Origin of the sequence: Sulfitobacter sp. S190, from assembly GCF_025141935.1 — a bacterium.
In the GTDB taxonomy this organism is placed as follows: Bacteria; Pseudomonadota; Alphaproteobacteria; order Rhodobacterales; family Rhodobacteraceae; genus Sulfitobacter.
In genome coordinates, this window is record NZ_CP081120.1 from 1,151,484 (window position 1) to 1,166,347 (window position 14,864).

Sequence of the window (14,864 nt, forward strand, 5' to 3'; positions counted from 1 at the left end):
TCGCATGAGTGGCTATCGCCCCGGTGAACGGTGAACATCGTCGTACGCCTAGCAGCCGGTCCGGCGCATCATCACGCCCACGGTTTTGACCATCACCACCAGATCGTTACCCCATGACATAGTCTTATCATATGTTGCGTCGACTTCGTTGCGGTAGGCGAAGGTGTTGTTGTTTCGGGCAGAAATCTGCCACAGGCCGGTGATGCCGGGGCGCAGCGCGAAATAGTGGTCGGGCGCGCCGTACATCGGCAGCTGGTCGATCATCATGGGGCGGGGGCCCACGATGCTCATGTCGCCGGTCAGCACGTTCCACAGTTGCGGCAGTTCATCCAGCGAGGTTGCGCGCAGGATTGCACCGGCACGGGTGACGCGCGGGTCATGGCGCAGCTTTTGCTTGCTGTCCCATTCGCGGCGCATTTCCGGGTCGCGGTCCAGCAGATCGGCCAGCACACGGTCGGCGTCACGCACCATCGTGCGCAGTTTCAGGATGGAAAACACCCGCCCGTTACGCCCCAGACGATCCTGACGGTAGAACGGATTGCCGCCCTCGATCCACAGTGCGACGGCGCAGAGCGCGATCAGCGGCAGGCTGAACGGCAGGCTGAGCAGCACGAGCGCGATATCGAAAAGACGTTTGCTGCCGTTGCGGTAGGGCGCCAGTGGCTTGCGGTCCGCAACCACGCTGGTGTCGAGCATGTAGTCGATCGGCGTGGGCGTGTTGATGGGCGCAAATTGTGCATCGAACTCGCCGCCCATCGCGGCAAGTCTGCGCAGGCCGTAATCCGGCCGGTCCGCATCATACTTTTTCATGTCCCAAACCCCCCCAGGGTTTACCAACTTAACTCGTACCAACACCCGACATTTTGCGGTGTGCCTTACTGTGTCGACACCCCGCGCACAGGCGCGGCAAGCCGACGGTTTATCCGGATCCGTAAATCCGGAACCCTTGCACGCACAATACCGTGGTCGGGTCAGAATAAGGCCGCGCAAGCAACTGCCTCAGCCATGCCAGAGAGATAACAGCTTTTTGCCACATTTTACGGGGAATTTTCGAAACACTGTGTTTCTGAGGATGTCCCCGGGCCAATGATGCAATTCATCTTCCGGCATTTTGCGAAGCCGCCCTTCTGGCGGGGCGGGATTCTTTGTTTGGCTTGGTATTTCAAGTCAAGTTATTGAAATTGATATATAAATCTGGCTACGAGTTAATTGGTCATACAAATTACAGGGTCTATGTATAGCCTATTGCCAGGCCTTTGTGAACCTTACGTTAACTATGAAAACGGCAATTAGCTACGTCATTAAAGCATAGCAGTGTCCCGAAATGCGCAAGATAATTGTGGCGATAATGCGGCAGGGTGCGGCGGGTTGTTTCGGATATGGAAACACTGTGCGACAATACAGGGCAAAGGGCCGGAATTATCGGCAAACCTGAAACAGTGGGAAGGGGAAAAGTGGCAGCCCGTAGGGGAATCGAACCCCTCTTTTCAGGTTGAAAACCTGACGTCCTAACCGATAGACGAACGGGCCACTCTGTCGTGTGAGCGTGTATCTAGATAATCCCGTATGACTTCGCAAGTCGAAATTTTCGACTTTTCGCGATTTTTTTCGGGGGCCAAAAACGTCAGGCTTCGGCGGCATCCTCGAGCCGCAGCTGCACGCTCTGGCGGCCTCTCCAGGTGTTGATATCAAGGCGTCCGGCGAGGTGGAAATGTTTGCCGCCGTGGTTTTCCAGCGCCGGTCCCAGCGCGGTATCGAAGGCCCCGAAGGCGATGGCGTCGAGTTTCGCGCCCAAGCCGTCGCCAAAGCTGATCTTGAGATGCGATTCCCCCACGCGGCGTGCGTGCAGGATGCGCATATCCGCAAAGACATAGCGCGGCGCGGGGGCACCTGCGCCGAAGGGGCCCGCGGCTTCGACCTGTTCGGTCAACTCGACCGAGGCGGCACCGGGGAACAACATGCCTTCGACCTTGAGATCGGAAGGGCCCAGCAGATGCGCGCCCTGCTTTTCCAGCAGCGCGCCCAGCCGTGCCATTGCTTCTTCGATGCCGTCGGCGGCGACGGTCAGGCCCGCGGCCATTTTGTGACCCCCGCCTTTCATCAACAGCCCTTCGGCGGCCAACCGCTGGATTGGGGCGCCCAGATCGATGCCGGACACGGACCGGCCCGAGCCTTTGCCGATGCCGTCCTCGGTGCCGATCACGATGGCAGGGCGGCCTGTGGCTTCCTTCAAACGTGACGCCACGATGCCGACAACACCGGGGTGCCAGCCAGCGCCCGCAGCCCAGACCAGCGGGCCGTCGGTGCCGCGCTCTTCGGCCTGCGCAAGTGCTGCTGCGCGGACCGCGTTTTCGACATCACGCCGTTCGGTGTTCAGCTGGTCCAGCCGTTCGGCCAGCGCCGCGGCCTCATGGGGGTCTTGCGTCGACAGCAGGCGCGCGCCCAGATCGGCCTTGCCGATGCGCCCGCCCGCGTTGATGCGCGGCCCGAGCAAAAAGCCAAGGTGATAGGCGGCGGGCGCGGTATCCATGCGTGCGATGTCCGACAGTGCCGACAAACCGATGCGGTCACGCCGGGCCATGACCTTGAGCCCCTGCCGCACGAAGGCGCGGTTCACGCCGATCAGGGGCGCCACATCCGCAACCGTCGCCAGCGCCACAAGATCGAGCATGCCCATCAGATCGGGGCCTTTTTCGCGCGCCTCGCGCAGCTGCCGTCCTGCTTCGACAAGCATCAGGAACACCACGGCAGCGGCACACAGATGCGCCAATGCGCCGTCCTCGTCCTGCCGGTTCGGGTTCACCACGGCCACGCAATCGGGCAGCGTTTCGCCGCCAAGGTGGTGGTCGAGCACGATGACATCCGCCGCGGCCGCCGCCGCGATCGGTCCGTGGCTGAGCGTTCCGCAATCGACACAGATGATCAGATCATGGCTGGCAGCAAGATCGGCCATCGCTTCGTCATTCGGGCCATAGCCTTCGTCGATCCGGTCAGGGACGTAGAGCGTGGCATCGCGCCCCATTTGGCGCAGCCACACCAACAGCAGGGCGGCAGAGCTGCCGCCATCCACGTCGTAGTCGGCAAACACCGCGATGCGCTGGCGGTGCAGGACCGCTTCGAGAAAGCGCGAGGCGGCGGATTCCATATCGCGCAGGGCGCGCGGATCGGGCAGCAGATCCCGCAAGGCGGGGGCCAGAAACGCCTCGGCCTCTTCGACGGCGACATTGCGCCGCGCCAGCACCTGACAGACGGCCATGGGCAGCTGCGTGCGCTGGTGCAGCGTTTCGGAGGCGCGTTCGATTTCGATGCCGGGGCCGACCCAGCGCCTGCCGGTCACGGAGGCGTCCACGTTCAGAAAGCTGGCTGTCATCGCGTGTGGCCCCCCTCGTGGTGCGCGGTTCTGGTCAGACTTCCTCGATGCGCAGAGCGACCGGATCGCCGTCCACCACGGCGGTCTTGCCCATCGCGGCCAGCGCGTGGTCGATATCGGCGCGGGTGGTTTTGTGGGTGACGATCAGCACGGGGGCCGCGTTTTCGTCGTGCCCGTATTGCCGCATACGGTCGATCGAGACGCCCGCTTCGCCCAGCACCGTGGCGACCTTGGCCAGCGCGCCGGGTTTGTCGTGCAGCGCGAGCCGCAGGTAATAGGCCGCGGGCCGCTGGCTGAGGGCGGGGGTGGCGGCAACGAGCCCGGCGGCGGGCTGACCAAAGACCGCCCCGCGGTAGCCGCGCGCAATATCGCAAATGTCGGACAGAACGGCGCTGGCGGTCGGGCCCGCACCGGCACCGGGGCCGCGCAACACGATCTGGCCGACGGCGTCGCCTTCGAGAACGATCATGTTGGTCCCGCCCTGAAGCTGGCCCAGCGGCGAGGTTTCGGGCACGAGGCACGGCTGCATGCGCTGCTCCAGTCCGCGGCCGGTCATCTGCGCCACACCCAGCAGCTTGATCTTGTAGCCCATGTCGGCGGCGGCGTTGATGTCCTCGATGCTGACCCGTTCGATGCCTTCGAGTTCGATCCCGGCAAAATCGACACGGGTCCCGAAGGCCAGCGACGACAGGATGGCCAGTTTATGCGCAGCGTCGATGCCGCCCACGTCGAGCGCGGGATCCGCTTCGAGATACCCGAGCCCGTCGGCTTCGGCAAAGACGTCCGCGTAGGGCAGGCCCGCGTCCTGCATCCGCGTCAGGATATAGTTGCACGATCCGTTCATCACGCCCATCACACGGGTGATTTCGTTGCCTGCCAGCCCTTCGCCAAGGGATTTGATCACCGGAATACCACCCGCGACGGCGGCTTCGTATTTGATCACGGCACTGGCGTTTTCCGCGGCTTCGGCGAGCGCCTGACCGTGCATCGCAAGCATTGCCTTATTGGCGGTCACGACATCCTTGCCCAGGGCCAAAGCGGCTTCGGTGGCATCTTTTGCGGGTCCGTCCTCGCCGCCCATCAGCTCGACAAAGACATCAACGTCATCGCGTTTGGCCAGTGCCACGGCATCGTCTTCCCACGCGTAGGACGACAGGTTAACGCCGCGGTCCTTGCTGCGGTCGCGTGCGGACACGGCAGAAATTTCGATGGCCCGACCGGTGCGGGCCGACAAAAGCTCTGATTGCTTGCGCAGGATCTGCACGACACCGGCACCCACCGTGCCCAGACCGGCAATCCCAAGACGAAGGGGGTGTGACATGGCGGGGAATCCTTTTTGCAACGCGTGGTGTTCCTGCGCGGTGTAGCCGCGTTCAGGCGAGGGCGCAACGCATCAGCGCTAGCGCAGGCCCTGGGACAGGCGCTGGCGTTCGCGTCCTGTCAGCACACCGCCGCGCAGACGGGCGGCACGTGCGTTGAGCGCCGCGATCCGACCGTCAAGCCGCGCGTTGATCGCTTCGGGCGCGCGACCGGGCGTGCGGGCCTGCGCCAGCACCGGATCGAGCGGGACCAATGTGGCGTAATCGGCGTTCTCCAGCGCGGGGGTCACCGTCTGGTCCAGCGCGGGAAACTGGGTGCAGGCGGGCAGGGCCGCACAGAGGCAAAGGGCGATCACGATACGCATACCACTTCATGCACCAGCGATGCGGGCGGGCGCAAGGCGGGGTTTACTTTTGAACGTCCGTTCAGATAATCGGCCCATGGCACGCACCCAGGGATCACATTCTGACATTACAGGACCGCGCGTGCGGGCCTCTGCTTTGCGGCTTTTTGCGCAGGGCGGCTATGCGGCGGTGTCGATGCGCGCCATTGCGGCCGATGTCGGCGTGCAGGCGGGCGCGCTCTATAACTACACGCCGGACAAGCAGAGCCTGCTGTTTGACCTGATGCAAAGCCACATGACCCAATTGCTCGACGCGGCATACGACGACGTGGCCGGCACACCGACCGAGCGGCTGGAGCGTTTCGTCGAATTTCACATCCGGTTTCACCACGCCCGCCCGGACGCGGTGTTCATTGCCTATATGGAGCTGCGCAATCTGACAGCGCAGAATTTCGCCCGCATCGAGGCGCTGCGCCGCCGCTACGAGGACCGGTTGGAGGGCATTTTGCGCGACGGGGTTGCCAGCGGCACCTTTGCGATCAGCGACACGAAAATCGCGACACTGGCGATCATCGCGATGCTGACGGGGGTGAATACGTGGTTTCGCACCGATGGCCGTTTGTCTTTGGACGAGGTGGTCGCGCAGTATTGGGACATGGTGCGCAAATCCGTGGCCATGCCATCCGCTGGCGGGTGAAGTGCTGCGGGTAACGCGCTGTTTTCGAACGAAATTCAATTTAACATTCGCCGTGATGCCGGAATGTCGGTTTTGGGCCTGACAAAGGCCGCGCCGTCGCGCTTAGTGGCACGAAATCTGTGGAGGGACTGCAATGAAAGTCGGGTTTGTCGGGCTGGGCAATGTGGGGGGCAAGCTGGCGGGATCGCTGGTGCGCAACGGGGTGGATGTGTGTGTGCACGATCTTGACCCTGCGCTGGTGGCGGCCAAGGTGGCGCAGGGTGCGGCGGACGGGCAAAGCCCCGAGCAGATGATGCAGACCTGCGACGCGGTCATCACCTGCCTGCCGTCACCCGCTGCGTCGCAGGCGGTGGTCGAGCGCATGTTGCCGCATGTCACCGAAGGCAAAATCTGGATGGAGATGTCGACCACGGATGCGGCCGTGCTCAAGGCGCTTGCGCAGCGTGTCGAGGCCGCCGGCGGGGCGGCGGTGGACTGTCCGGTATCGGGGGGATGCCACCGCGCGGACACCGGCAACATCAGCATCTATGCGGGATGCAGCCGCGACACATTCGATCGGGTGCTGCCGGTGCTGACCCACATGGGGCGGCGTATCCTGCATGTGGGAGATCTGGGAAATGCCAGCGTTCTCAAGGTGATGACGAACTATCTAGCCACGGCGAACCTGTTGACGCTGTGCGAGGCGCTGACGGTGATGAAGGCGCAGGGCATGGATATGGGCATGACGTACGAGGCGATTGCGATGTCGTCGGGCAACAGCTTTGTGCACGAAACAGAAAGCCAGTTGATCCTGTCAGGATCGCGGGATGTGAACTTTACGATGGACCTGATCCAGAAGGATATCGGCCTGTTTCAGGCGCTGGCGGATGACGCGGGCGTGCCGCTGGAAATCTCGCCGATGATGATCGACATGATGGCGGACGGGCAGGCGCGGTACGGGGTGCGGGCGCAGTCCGACCGGATGATCGAGCGGCTGGAGGAAGCGACGGGGCTGAGCGTGCGGGCCGAGGGTTTTCCGCAAGAGCTGGTCGATGACGAGCCGGAGGAGCGCGGCTATGAGGTGCGCCCAAAACGGGCGGCGGCGGTGTAGTCGGCGCGGTCACAGCCTGTGCACCGGATGTGCACAGGGTGTGCATACACTTGCCGCGCGGTCGGGCAAACGGTAGGGGGAGGCGCAACAAGGAGCGCGCCATGACCGATTTCCCCTCATTCCCGCCGGACGAAATTCTGGCCGCCGCACAGGCCTCGCCCGGCCGGCGGTTTCTGGGCATGGCGTCGCTGGGGCTTTTGGGGGTGATGGTGATCTGGATCGCGCTGTCCCAATCGCCCGCGCCCGAATGGCGGATCTTCCTGCTGGCGATGGGGGCGGCTGCGCTCTGGATGGCGGACCGGATGCGGCGTGCGACCGCCAACCGGATCGAGCTGACCGAAGAGGCGCTGCGCGACAGTGACGGCACGGTGATCGCGCGCATCGCGGATATCGAGGCGATGGACCGCGGATTTTTCGCGTTCAAACCGTCGAACGGATTTTTGCTGCGCACTGCACACGGGCAGGAGGCCAACACGTGGCGCCCCGGTCTGTGGTGGCGCGTGGGGCGACGCATCGGGGTGGGCGGCATGACGCCGGGAAGCCAGACCAAGGTGATGTCGGAAATCATTGCTGCGATGTTGGCCAAGCGCGAGATCGAGGCCGGACGCCGCTAGCGCGGGGTCATGGGGCGCGGTCGGTCGGGGCCTTTGAATTGCGCGCGGCCTGTGCGTCGTAGAGAAACGCCGCGCTGAGATCCTGTGCCCCTTTTGATCCGTGGCCCCGCGCGGCGGGCGTGACCCACGGCCCAAACCACGGTGACGCACAGCGAGAGCGCGATCAGCACGACCGTGGGGCGCAGGCCCGTGCGCTGCGAGAGCGGGACCACCAGAAACTGGCCGAAAAACAGAACGATGGTGAACACGGCGCCGAAGCCTGCCGACAGGATCAGGTTCAATTCCGATCCGAGCCTGCGCCGGGCCCGCTTTTCGATGCGGCGCCGGTCGCTGGCGGAATATGGGGCAGATGGTTCGCGCATGTCGGGTGCCCTCTCGGCCTTCGCGGCGCGGATGCTGGGGCCGCGGGGAGCAAGGGCCGGACAATAGCAAAAGCCCCCGCCGGGATCCAGCGGGGGCTTTGGGTGTGTAGGAAGGTCGCTTAGCTTGCTTCGGCGTAGAGCACCTGCGGTGCGTAGCGGGGCCGGGTGAACACGAAGTTCGAAATCACCCGATCCTCCAGACCGGTTGCGAACACCGGATCGAAATCCGACCATGTCTCGACAACCACAAGGCGTTCGCCGTCGAGCACTTTGGGCAGGCGGGTGTTCCACGAACCGATGTCGTCGTTTGTCAGCGCCGTGGGGGTGCCGCGGGTGACGGACCAGTCGGTTTTGAACTTCACGGCCTGTTTGTCGTAGTAGACCTGCGAGATGCGGATCGAGCTGTTCTGGCCCGGACGGGTCAGGTAGTCGAACAGATCATGCGCGCCGTCGACATAGGCTGCATCGATGGGTTGCGTTTCGCGGGTCACCATGTCGCCGACCGTATAGGCCGCCTTCTGGTTCTTCGCGTACATCCGGTAGGCATCGAAGATCGAGAACATCGACAGGAAGGCCCAGAAGAGTACCGGCAGGATGATCACGGTTTCGATCGCGACCGAGCCGTCTTCGCGGCGGGCAAAGTCGGCCCGCAGGAAGGATTTGACGTTGTGCATAAACATTAGCCTGGCTCCTGTACGAATACGCTGAGTGAGATCATGGCCACTTCGCCCGATCCGTCCTTGGCAAAGGCGAGGCCCAGGCCGGTGGTCGGGAAGAGGGGGTCGAATTTGTAGCACGCGCGCAGCATCATCAGTTCATGCTCGCGGCCCAGATCCCACCCGCGGACCGGTGTGACACCGAGTTTGGTGTCGATGCAGTCGGGTTGCGGGTCGAGTTCGGCAAAGTTGCGCGGATCGACGGTGATCATCTCGAGTTTCAGTTTTTCCTTGCACTCCGGCAGGAAGCCCGAGGCTTCGCAGACCATGTCCTTGAGCGTGGCGTGATCGCCCACGGTGCCGGTGTTCAGCCGGATTTCGCGGGTGACCATGTCGAGACCACGGTCGAGGAACATTTGGCGCATCGAGTAGATACCCAGTTCGACGGACATGATGAAGGTCGAGAAGATGAGCGGCACCATGACCACGAATTCGATGACCGGGGCCGAGCCTTCGTCGTTCTTGCGAAAACGTGCCAGGCAGTTTTTCATGACAGTAATCATTGTGTGAGCCTCAGCTGGTTGATTGTGCGGGCAATCGCTTTGAATGCTTCGCTGATTTCGACGCCTTCAACCCGGAAGAAATGGCTGGGCGAGGAGGCACAGTTGCGCATCACGTTTGCCCCGTGATCGGACACTTCGAAGCCGATGGACCAGATCACGATTTTCTTGTCCTTGGCCTTGTTGCAGATGTTCTCGAGCAGATCGTCGCCTTTGGATGCCCAGTACTTCTTGTAATAGAAGCTGCTGCGATATTCGTAGCGCACGTAGTTTCTGAGGTACCAGTTGAGGTTATAATTGTGCCAATGGCGGGCGTGGCTTTCGGACTGGTAGTAGCGGCTGGCAATCCGGAACGAATTGTCGTGCTGCCCGTCCGTCATCAGGATCACGGTCTTGAGCGTATCCGCATCATCGTAGGGGGCGGGACGGTCCTTGAAGACGCCGTCGACAATGCCGTCTTCCCACAACTTGGTGTTGATGTGCTTGAAATCGGGGTCCAGCATGCCTGCGCCCCATTTCAGGCCCGCAAAGATGGAGGTACCGGCGCGCGGCTTGAGCTTGTCGATCTGTGCCTTGATCGCGGTGGCATTCTGCGACGTGGGCAGGATGCGTTCGTAATCATAGCGCGGGCAGACCGTATCGGTGCGGTCGTTGTCGCTGCCGTTGTAGTTCCACTGGAAGTGCTGCACCTGGTCGTACCATTTGCCGCGGTCGAGGCGCACGGAATTAAAATCGCTGTCTGCGAATTCGATGCAGTGGGAATAGGGGTTGTTGACGTAGACCTTGAACTTCGACAGCAGGTCCGGCCCGGCATTCACATGCTCGGAGTAGGGCACCATCGACAGCGACACGAGGTCTTTCGTCTCGGGGCGGATGACCGTGTCGACAAATACCTTCGCCGCGTTCTGCAGGTTCGTCATCTTGTTGTCGTTCTTCATGGACCCGGAAATATCGAGCACCATGGAGATTTCGACCTTGGCGATCTTTTCCTCGGCTTCGGCGTGGCTGATCAGTGGCAGCGCGTCGACGCCCATCATCGACATGAAGTTGGTGGGCGTGGTGGCATCCGCCGTCACGCTGACCGTGCGGTAGTTGATGCCGCCGCTCACGTTGATGTCGTCGTTGGTAATCAGGCTGCCCAGCCCGCTGGTCTCGAAGTAGTTTGTCACCACTTCCTTGGGGGGCGATTCCTGATCGAGGTCGGCGGCTGCCAGCACCGCACGATCGGCGGTGTTCTGGATTTTCACGCGTTCCATTTCGTTGCGCATCAGGTCAACGGCAATACCGCTGATCATCAGCATCATCAGGATCATGAAGCAGGCCAGAACCGTGATCACACCGTCTTCTTCACGCCGGAAGCGTTTGAATTGCTGTGCCGTCATCTGGCTCAACTTCACCGGAATCCGGGTCGTTGAATAAAGTTTTGACATATGTTCACCTTTCGGGCCTTGGACCTGCCAAAGATGCACGCCCACTAATCGTCAAGGCCATGTTGTGACGTATAAACATGGCTTAATTGGGGCGGATTCTTGCCTAAAACGCCTATTTTAAAGGGTTTTCAGAGACAGTGGGGCGCTGTGGCGCCCAGTGTTGCGCGTGTGGAAACATCGTCTCAAATTGTCGCCAAATTTGCGCGGGTCTGGCCGCAATGGTTAATGCGACTCGCTTGTGCGTTAACGGTGCCGCCCGCGCAGGGGTAGATATCAGGTCAGCGTGACGGTTGTGGCGCGGCACGCGGCGGCGAGTTTATGCGGATCGACGCGGAACACCGTGTCGGGCGCGCCGCCCGCGCCCCAGACCACGTCAAAGCCCAGCAGGTGCGCGTCGATATAGGTCTGCATCGCGCATAGATGCCCGATGGGTGCCACGCCGCCGATCGCAAAGCCGGTGTCCTTGCGCACGCGTTTGGGATCGGCGCGCACGAGGTCTTCGCCAAAGAGATCGGGGGCGCGGGCCAGATCAAGCTGGTGGGCGCCGCTGACCAGCACGAGTTTGAGCGCCCCGCTGTGCGCGCCCTCGAAGATCATCGACTTGGCAATCTGTGCGGGCGCACAGCCGACCGCGATGGCCGCTTCGTCGGCGGTGCGGGTGCTGTGGGGCAGGGTCACGACATCGATGTCGAGCCCGAGATCCGCAGCGGCGGCTTTGACGCGGTTGACGCTTTTGCCCATGGTCGGCTCCGTTGTTTGCCCAAGGCGTAGGACAGGGCGGGGCGCTTTGCAATTGCGCGCCGCGGGCGGATGCGCGCGAGAGGGCCGCAAAATCTCGCTACAGTTGTTCGTAAACCGGCTAAAAAAGTAGCACCGCGCCGCGCGGCGGCCTAGGTTGCCCTTGAGGCAGCCGGATTCGCCCGGTGGCCCGCCGCAACCCGATCAACTGAAGGCAATGTCCTAATGAGCCAGTCCTCCCACGAGCCCACGTTCCGCGAAAGTGTCGACCTGATGTTTAACCGAGCGGTGGGTCTGATGGACCTCAAGCCCGGTCTGGAGGAGAAGATTCGCGTCTGCAACGCGACGTACACGGTCCGCTTTGGCGTGCGACTGCGCGGCGAGATCAAGACGTTCACCGGCTACCGGTCGGTCCATTCGGAGCATATGGAGCCGGTCAAGGGCGGCATCCGGTTTTCAATGGGAGTGAACCAGGACGAGGTCGAGGCGCTTGCCGCCTTGATGACGTATAAATGCGCGCTGGTCGAAGCGCCGTTCGGCGGCTCCAAGGGCGGGCTGTGCGTCGATCCGCGCGAATACGAAGAGCACGAGTTGGAAATGATCACGCGCCGCTTTGCCTATGAGCTGATCAAGCGCGATCTGATCAACCCCGCCCAGAACGTGCCCGCCCCCGACATGGGCACGGGCGAGCGGGAAATGGCGTGGATCGCCGACCAGTACAAGCGCATGCACACCACCGACATCAACGGCGCGGCCTGTGTCACCGGCAAGCCGATCAACGCAGGCGGCATCCAGGGCCGCACGGAGGCCACGGGCCGCGGTGTGCAATACGCCCTGCGCGCGTTTTTCCGCGACACCGACGGGGTGAAGAAATCGGGCATGACCGGAACCTTGTCGGGCAAGCGTGTCGTGGTGCAGGGGTTGGGCAACGTGGGCTATCACGCGGCCAAGTTCCTGAGCGAAGAGGACGGCGCGCCGGTGATCGGGGTGATCGAATACAACGGCGCGATCTGGAACGCCGATGGCATCGATATCGAGGCGCTCAAGCAGTACATCACCGATCACGGGTCCCCCGAGGGGTTCGCGGGAGGTGAATTTGTCGAACACGGCGATACCCTGCTGGAGCGCGAGTGCGACATCCTGATCCCCGCCGCGCTGGAGGGGGTCATCAACCTCGGCAACGCCAAGAACATCAAGGCGCCGCTGATCATCGAGGCGGCCAACGGACCGGTGACCGCGGGCGCCGATGACGTATTGCGCGAGAAAGGCACGGTCATTATCCCCGACATGTATGCCAACGCGGGCGGTGTGACCGTGTCCTACTTCGAGTGGGTCAAGAACCTGTCGCACATCCGCTTTGGCCGGATGGGCCGGCGGCAGGAAGAAAGCCGTCACCAGCTGATTGTCGACGAATTGGAGCGCATCAGCCGCGATACCTCGATCAACTGGACGCTCAGCCCCGATTTCAAGGACAAGTACCTGCGCGGGGCGGGGGAACTGGAGCTGGTCCGTTCGGGTCTGGATGACACGATGCGCATCGCCTACGAATCGATGGCCGATGTGTGGCACGGCCGCGATGACATCAGCGATCTGCGCACGGCGGCCTATCTGGTGGCGATCGGCAAGGTGGCGGCGAGCTATCACGCCAAGGGTCTCTAGTGGCGCTCGTGCTGACCCGTGCCGCGCGGCGCGGGGCGGTGCGCGGGAGGCGTTCCCCGTGCGATGTCATCCGCTGACGCAGTTGTGTGAATAAACGCCCGAACGGCGGCGGACAGCGCGGCTTTGCCCCGTTAGGGTGGGGCCATGTTGTTTGATTTGCCCGATGCCGACACGCTCTATGCCGCTTTGCTGGCCCGTGACCCCGCATGGGAGGGCCGCGCCTTTGTTGCTGTGTCCTCGACGGGGGTGGTGTGCCGCCTGACCTGTCCGGCGCGCAAGCCCAAGCGCGAGAATTGCCGCTTCTATCCGTCGGTGGCCGAGGCCGTCGCGGCGGGGTTCCGGCCCTGTTTGCGCTGCCATCCGCAGGGGCCCGCCGCGCAGGGCGATCCGGTGGTGGTGGCGTTGCTGGGCGCGTTGCAGGCCGATCCGGCGCGGCGCTGGCAAGAGCGTGACATCGCGGCGATGGGCCATGACCCGTCGACCGTGCGCCGCAGTTTCAAGCGTCATTTCGGGGTGACGTTTCTCGAGCTGGCCCGCCAGCGGCGGTTGCGGGCGGGCGCGCAGGTCTTGCCGCAGGGCGGCAGGGTGATCGAGGCGCAGCTGGATGCGGGATACGCGTCCGGCTCGGCGTTCCGGGCGGCTTTTGCGGGGTGGATGGGCCTGCCGCCGGGGGCGTTTGTGCGCGATGCGCTGTTGCGTGCCGACTGGATCGATACGCCGCTGGGCGCGATGGTGGCCGTCAGTTCGGCGCAGGCCCTGCATCTGCTGGAATTCACCGAGCGGCGCGCCTTGCCCGCGGAGCTGCGCAAGCTGCGTGCGGATGCGCGGGGCAGCATCGGCTTCGGCCGTCATGCCCCGACCGATCGGATCGAGGCGGAGCTGGCGCGGTTCATGGCCGGTGAGGACGCAGGGTTCGACACGCCGCTGGCGCCGCTCGGCACGCCGTTCGAGCGGGAGGTCTGGCGGCATTTGCGCGCGATCCGCGCGGGCGAGACCCGCAGCTATGGCGATGTGGCACGCGAGATGGGCCGCCCCACCGCGACGCGGGCCGTGGCGCGGGCGAATGGTGCGAACCCCATCGCCATCGTGATCCCCTGCCACAGGGTGGTGGGCGCGGACGGGGCGCTGACCGGATACGGTGGCGGGCTGTGGCGCAAGCAGGCGTTGATCGATCTTGAACAGACCTATGCCGTGAAAGGACAGAAAGATGAGTGACAAAGCAAACCGGTTTGCGCAGCTGCACCGGCCGGGCGCGCCCTTTGTGCTGTATAATTGCTGGGACGCGGGATCGGCGCGGGCGATCGCCAAGGCGGGCGCGCAGGCGCTGGGCACGGGCAGCTGGTCCGTGGCGGCCGCACTGGGGCTGGAGGATGGCCAGCGGGTGCCGCTGGAGACACTGGTGGCGCTGGCCGCGGGGCTGGTGGCGCAGAGCGATCTGCCGGTGAGTATCGATGCCGAGGGCGGATATGCCGACGCCCCCGAAGAGGTGGCCGCCAATATCGCGCGGCTGGCGGGTGTCGGCGTGGTCGGGGTGAATTTCGAGGACCGTGTGGTGGGCGGCGCGGGGCTGTTCGCGCCCGAGCGCCAAGCGGCGCGCATCGCCGCGATCCGCGCCGCGGTGGGGCCTGCGTTTTTCATCAACGCGCGCACGGACGTATTTTTGCAAGCGCCGGTGGCCGATCATGCAGCCCTGGTCGAAGACGCGCTGGGCCGTGCGGCGCTTTATGCGCAGGCGGGAGCGTCGGGGCTGTTTGTGCCCGGATTGGTCGATCCGGCGTTGATTGGCCGGATGGCCGCCGGACAGGCCTTGCCCGTGAATGTGATGATGGCGCCCGATCTGCCGCCCTTTGCGGCGCTGGCGGGGGCAGGTGTGGCGCGGATCAGCCATGGTCCTGCGTCTTATGCCGCGGCGATGAAAGCGGTGACGGCTGCGGCGCGGGCCGCGCTGCAGATGTCGCTGGCGGACAAGCCGGAGGCGTAAACGGCAGACCGCGACAAATCCCCCATTGCTACCACGTCAAAGAC

The 14,864-nt window shown here is 63.6% G+C and carries 15 protein-coding genes and 1 tRNA gene; 6 read left to right on the forward strand and 10 right to left on the reverse strand.

The genetic code is table 11. The annotated features are described in order from the left end of the window. Window positions 1-48: 48 nt before the first annotated feature. From K3756_RS05970 to K3756_RS05990, 5 genes are all read right to left on the reverse strand, one after another. Window positions 49-810, reverse strand: a complete 762-nt coding sequence (locus K3756_RS05970; protein ID WP_409202423.1) for a sugar transferase — start codon at window positions 808-810, stop codon at window positions 49-51. Window positions 811-1,455: 645 nt separating this feature from the next. Beyond that, window positions 1,456-1,530 (reverse strand) — tRNA-Glu (locus K3756_RS05975). A gap of 94 nt (window positions 1,531-1,624) precedes the next feature. Further along, window positions 1,625-3,370: a single-stranded-DNA-specific exonuclease RecJ gene (gene recJ / locus K3756_RS05980; protein ID WP_259991871.1), complete on the reverse strand. Its 1,746-nt coding sequence runs from the start codon at window positions 3,368-3,370 to the stop codon at window positions 1,625-1,627. Between the two features lie 34 nt (window positions 3,371-3,404). Further along, window positions 3,405-4,691 carry a homoserine dehydrogenase gene (locus K3756_RS05985; protein WP_259991873.1) on the reverse strand — a complete coding sequence of 429 codons (1,287 nt, stop codon included), beginning with the start codon at window positions 4,689-4,691 and terminating at the stop codon, window positions 3,405-3,407. A 78-nt stretch (window positions 4,692-4,769) separates the two neighbouring features. Next, the gene (locus tag K3756_RS05990) at window positions 4,770-5,054 is read right to left on the reverse strand and encodes a hypothetical protein (protein ID WP_259991875.1); all 285 of its coding nucleotides are present in this window, start codon (window positions 5,052-5,054) and stop codon (window positions 4,770-4,772) included. Between the two features lie 76 nt (window positions 5,055-5,130). Here K3756_RS05990 and K3756_RS05995 point away from each other — a divergent pair, with 76 nt between their 5' ends. From K3756_RS05995 to K3756_RS06005, 3 genes are all read left to right on the forward strand, one after another. Beyond that, window positions 5,131-5,730 carry a TetR/AcrR family transcriptional regulator gene (locus K3756_RS05995; RefSeq protein ID WP_259991877.1) on the forward strand — a complete coding sequence of 200 codons (600 nt, stop codon included), beginning with the start codon at window positions 5,131-5,133 and terminating at the stop codon, window positions 5,728-5,730. 133 nt (window positions 5,731-5,863) lie between these two features. Beyond that, entirely contained in the window at window positions 5,864-6,820 is a 957-nt protein-coding gene (locus K3756_RS06000; RefSeq protein ID WP_259991879.1) for an NAD(P)-dependent oxidoreductase, read from the forward strand. Window positions 6,821-6,921: 101 nt separating this feature from the next. Further along, window positions 6,922-7,434, forward strand: a complete 513-nt coding sequence (locus K3756_RS06005; protein ID WP_259991881.1) for a hypothetical protein — start codon at window positions 6,922-6,924, stop codon at window positions 7,432-7,434. Here the strand turns inward: K3756_RS06005 and K3756_RS06010 are convergent. From K3756_RS06010 to K3756_RS06030, 5 genes are all read right to left on the reverse strand, one after another. Further along, window positions 7,431-7,796, reverse strand: a complete 366-nt coding sequence (locus tag K3756_RS06010; RefSeq protein WP_259991882.1) for a hypothetical protein — start codon at window positions 7,794-7,796, stop codon at window positions 7,431-7,433. The two genes, K3756_RS06005 and K3756_RS06010, sit on opposite strands and share 4 nt — an antisense overlap. Before the next feature lie 119 nt (window positions 7,797-7,915). Then, a complete protein-coding gene (locus K3756_RS06015; protein ID WP_259991884.1) occupies window positions 7,916-8,476 on the reverse strand; it encodes a TadE/TadG family type IV pilus assembly protein in 561 nt (186 codons plus the stop codon). Then, window positions 8,476-9,003: a TadE/TadG family type IV pilus assembly protein gene (locus tag K3756_RS06020; RefSeq protein ID WP_259991886.1), complete on the reverse strand. Its 528-nt coding sequence runs from the start codon at window positions 9,001-9,003 to the stop codon at window positions 8,476-8,478. The genes K3756_RS06015 and K3756_RS06020 overlap by 1 nt, the downstream gene beginning before the upstream one ends. A gap of 8 nt (window positions 9,004-9,011) precedes the next feature. Beyond that, window positions 9,012-10,442, reverse strand: a complete 1,431-nt coding sequence (locus K3756_RS06025; RefSeq protein WP_259991888.1) for a TadE/TadG family type IV pilus assembly protein — start codon at window positions 10,440-10,442, stop codon at window positions 9,012-9,014. A gap of 273 nt (window positions 10,443-10,715) precedes the next feature. Further along, window positions 10,716-11,183: a YbaK/EbsC family protein gene (locus K3756_RS06030; protein WP_259991890.1), complete on the reverse strand. Its 468-nt coding sequence runs from the start codon at window positions 11,181-11,183 to the stop codon at window positions 10,716-10,718. Between the two features lie 222 nt (window positions 11,184-11,405). On the opposite strand from K3756_RS06030, the gene K3756_RS06035 reads away from it, so the two are divergent. The 3 genes from K3756_RS06035 (at window position 11,406) to K3756_RS06045 (ending at window position 14,820) form a co-directional block, all read left to right on the forward strand. Beyond that, complete coding sequence (locus tag K3756_RS06035; protein ID WP_259991892.1) at window positions 11,406-12,839, forward strand: Glu/Leu/Phe/Val dehydrogenase; 1,434 nt, start codon at window positions 11,406-11,408, stop codon at window positions 12,837-12,839. Window positions 12,840-12,983: 144 nt separating this feature from the next. Next, the gene (locus K3756_RS06040; RefSeq protein ID WP_259991894.1) at window positions 12,984-14,054 is read left to right on the forward strand and encodes a bifunctional transcriptional activator/DNA repair enzyme AdaA; all 1,071 of its coding nucleotides are present in this window, start codon (window positions 12,984-12,986) and stop codon (window positions 14,052-14,054) included. After that, window positions 14,047-14,820: an isocitrate lyase/phosphoenolpyruvate mutase family protein gene (locus K3756_RS06045; protein ID WP_259991896.1), complete on the forward strand. Its 774-nt coding sequence runs from the start codon at window positions 14,047-14,049 to the stop codon at window positions 14,818-14,820. Before K3756_RS06040 ends, K3756_RS06045 begins: the two co-directional genes overlap by 8 nt. The last annotated feature ends 44 nt before the right edge of the window (window positions 14,821-14,864 follow it).

Excerpts from the sequence above, each read along its gene's own strand:
- K3756_RS06040 (WP_259991894.1), top strand. The coding sequence starts at position 12,984 with ATGTTGTTTGATTTGCCCGATGCCGACACGCTCTATGCCGCTTTGCTG.
- recJ (WP_259991871.1), bottom strand. The coding sequence starts at position 3,370 with ATGACAGCCAGCTTTCTGAACGTGGACGCCTCCGTGACCGGCAGGCGC.
- K3756_RS06000 (WP_259991879.1), top strand. The coding sequence starts at position 5,864 with ATGAAAGTCGGGTTTGTCGGGCTGGGCAATGTGGGGGGCAAGCTGGCG.
- K3756_RS06045 (WP_259991896.1), top strand. The coding sequence starts at position 14,047 with ATGAGTGACAAAGCAAACCGGTTTGCGCAGCTGCACCGGCCGGGCGCG.
- K3756_RS06020 (WP_259991886.1), bottom strand. The coding sequence starts at position 9,003 with ATGAAAAACTGCCTGGCACGTTTTCGCAAGAACGACGAAGGCTCGGCC.
- K3756_RS06025 (WP_259991888.1), bottom strand. The coding sequence starts at position 10,442 with ATGTCAAAACTTTATTCAACGACCCGGATTCCGGTGAAGTTGAGCCAG.
- K3756_RS06035 (WP_259991892.1), top strand. The coding sequence starts at position 11,406 with ATGAGCCAGTCCTCCCACGAGCCCACGTTCCGCGAAAGTGTCGACCTG.
- K3756_RS06010 (WP_259991882.1), bottom strand. The coding sequence starts at position 7,796 with ATGCGCGAACCATCTGCCCCATATTCCGCCAGCGACCGGCGCCGCATC.
- K3756_RS05995 (WP_259991877.1), top strand. The coding sequence starts at position 5,131 with ATGGCACGCACCCAGGGATCACATTCTGACATTACAGGACCGCGCGTG.
- K3756_RS05970 (WP_409202423.1), bottom strand. The coding sequence starts at position 810 with ATGAAAAAGTATGATGCGGACCGGCCGGATTACGGCCTGCGCAGACTT.
- K3756_RS06005 (WP_259991881.1), top strand. The coding sequence starts at position 6,922 with ATGACCGATTTCCCCTCATTCCCGCCGGACGAAATTCTGGCCGCCGCA.
- K3756_RS06030 (WP_259991890.1), bottom strand. The coding sequence starts at position 11,183 with ATGGGCAAAAGCGTCAACCGCGTCAAAGCCGCCGCTGCGGATCTCGGG.
- K3756_RS05990 (WP_259991875.1), bottom strand. The coding sequence starts at position 5,054 with ATGCGTATCGTGATCGCCCTTTGCCTCTGTGCGGCCCTGCCCGCCTGC.
- K3756_RS05985 (WP_259991873.1), bottom strand. The coding sequence starts at position 4,691 with ATGTCACACCCCCTTCGTCTTGGGATTGCCGGTCTGGGCACGGTGGGT.
- K3756_RS06015 (WP_259991884.1), bottom strand. The coding sequence starts at position 8,476 with ATGTTTATGCACAACGTCAAATCCTTCCTGCGGGCCGACTTTGCCCGC.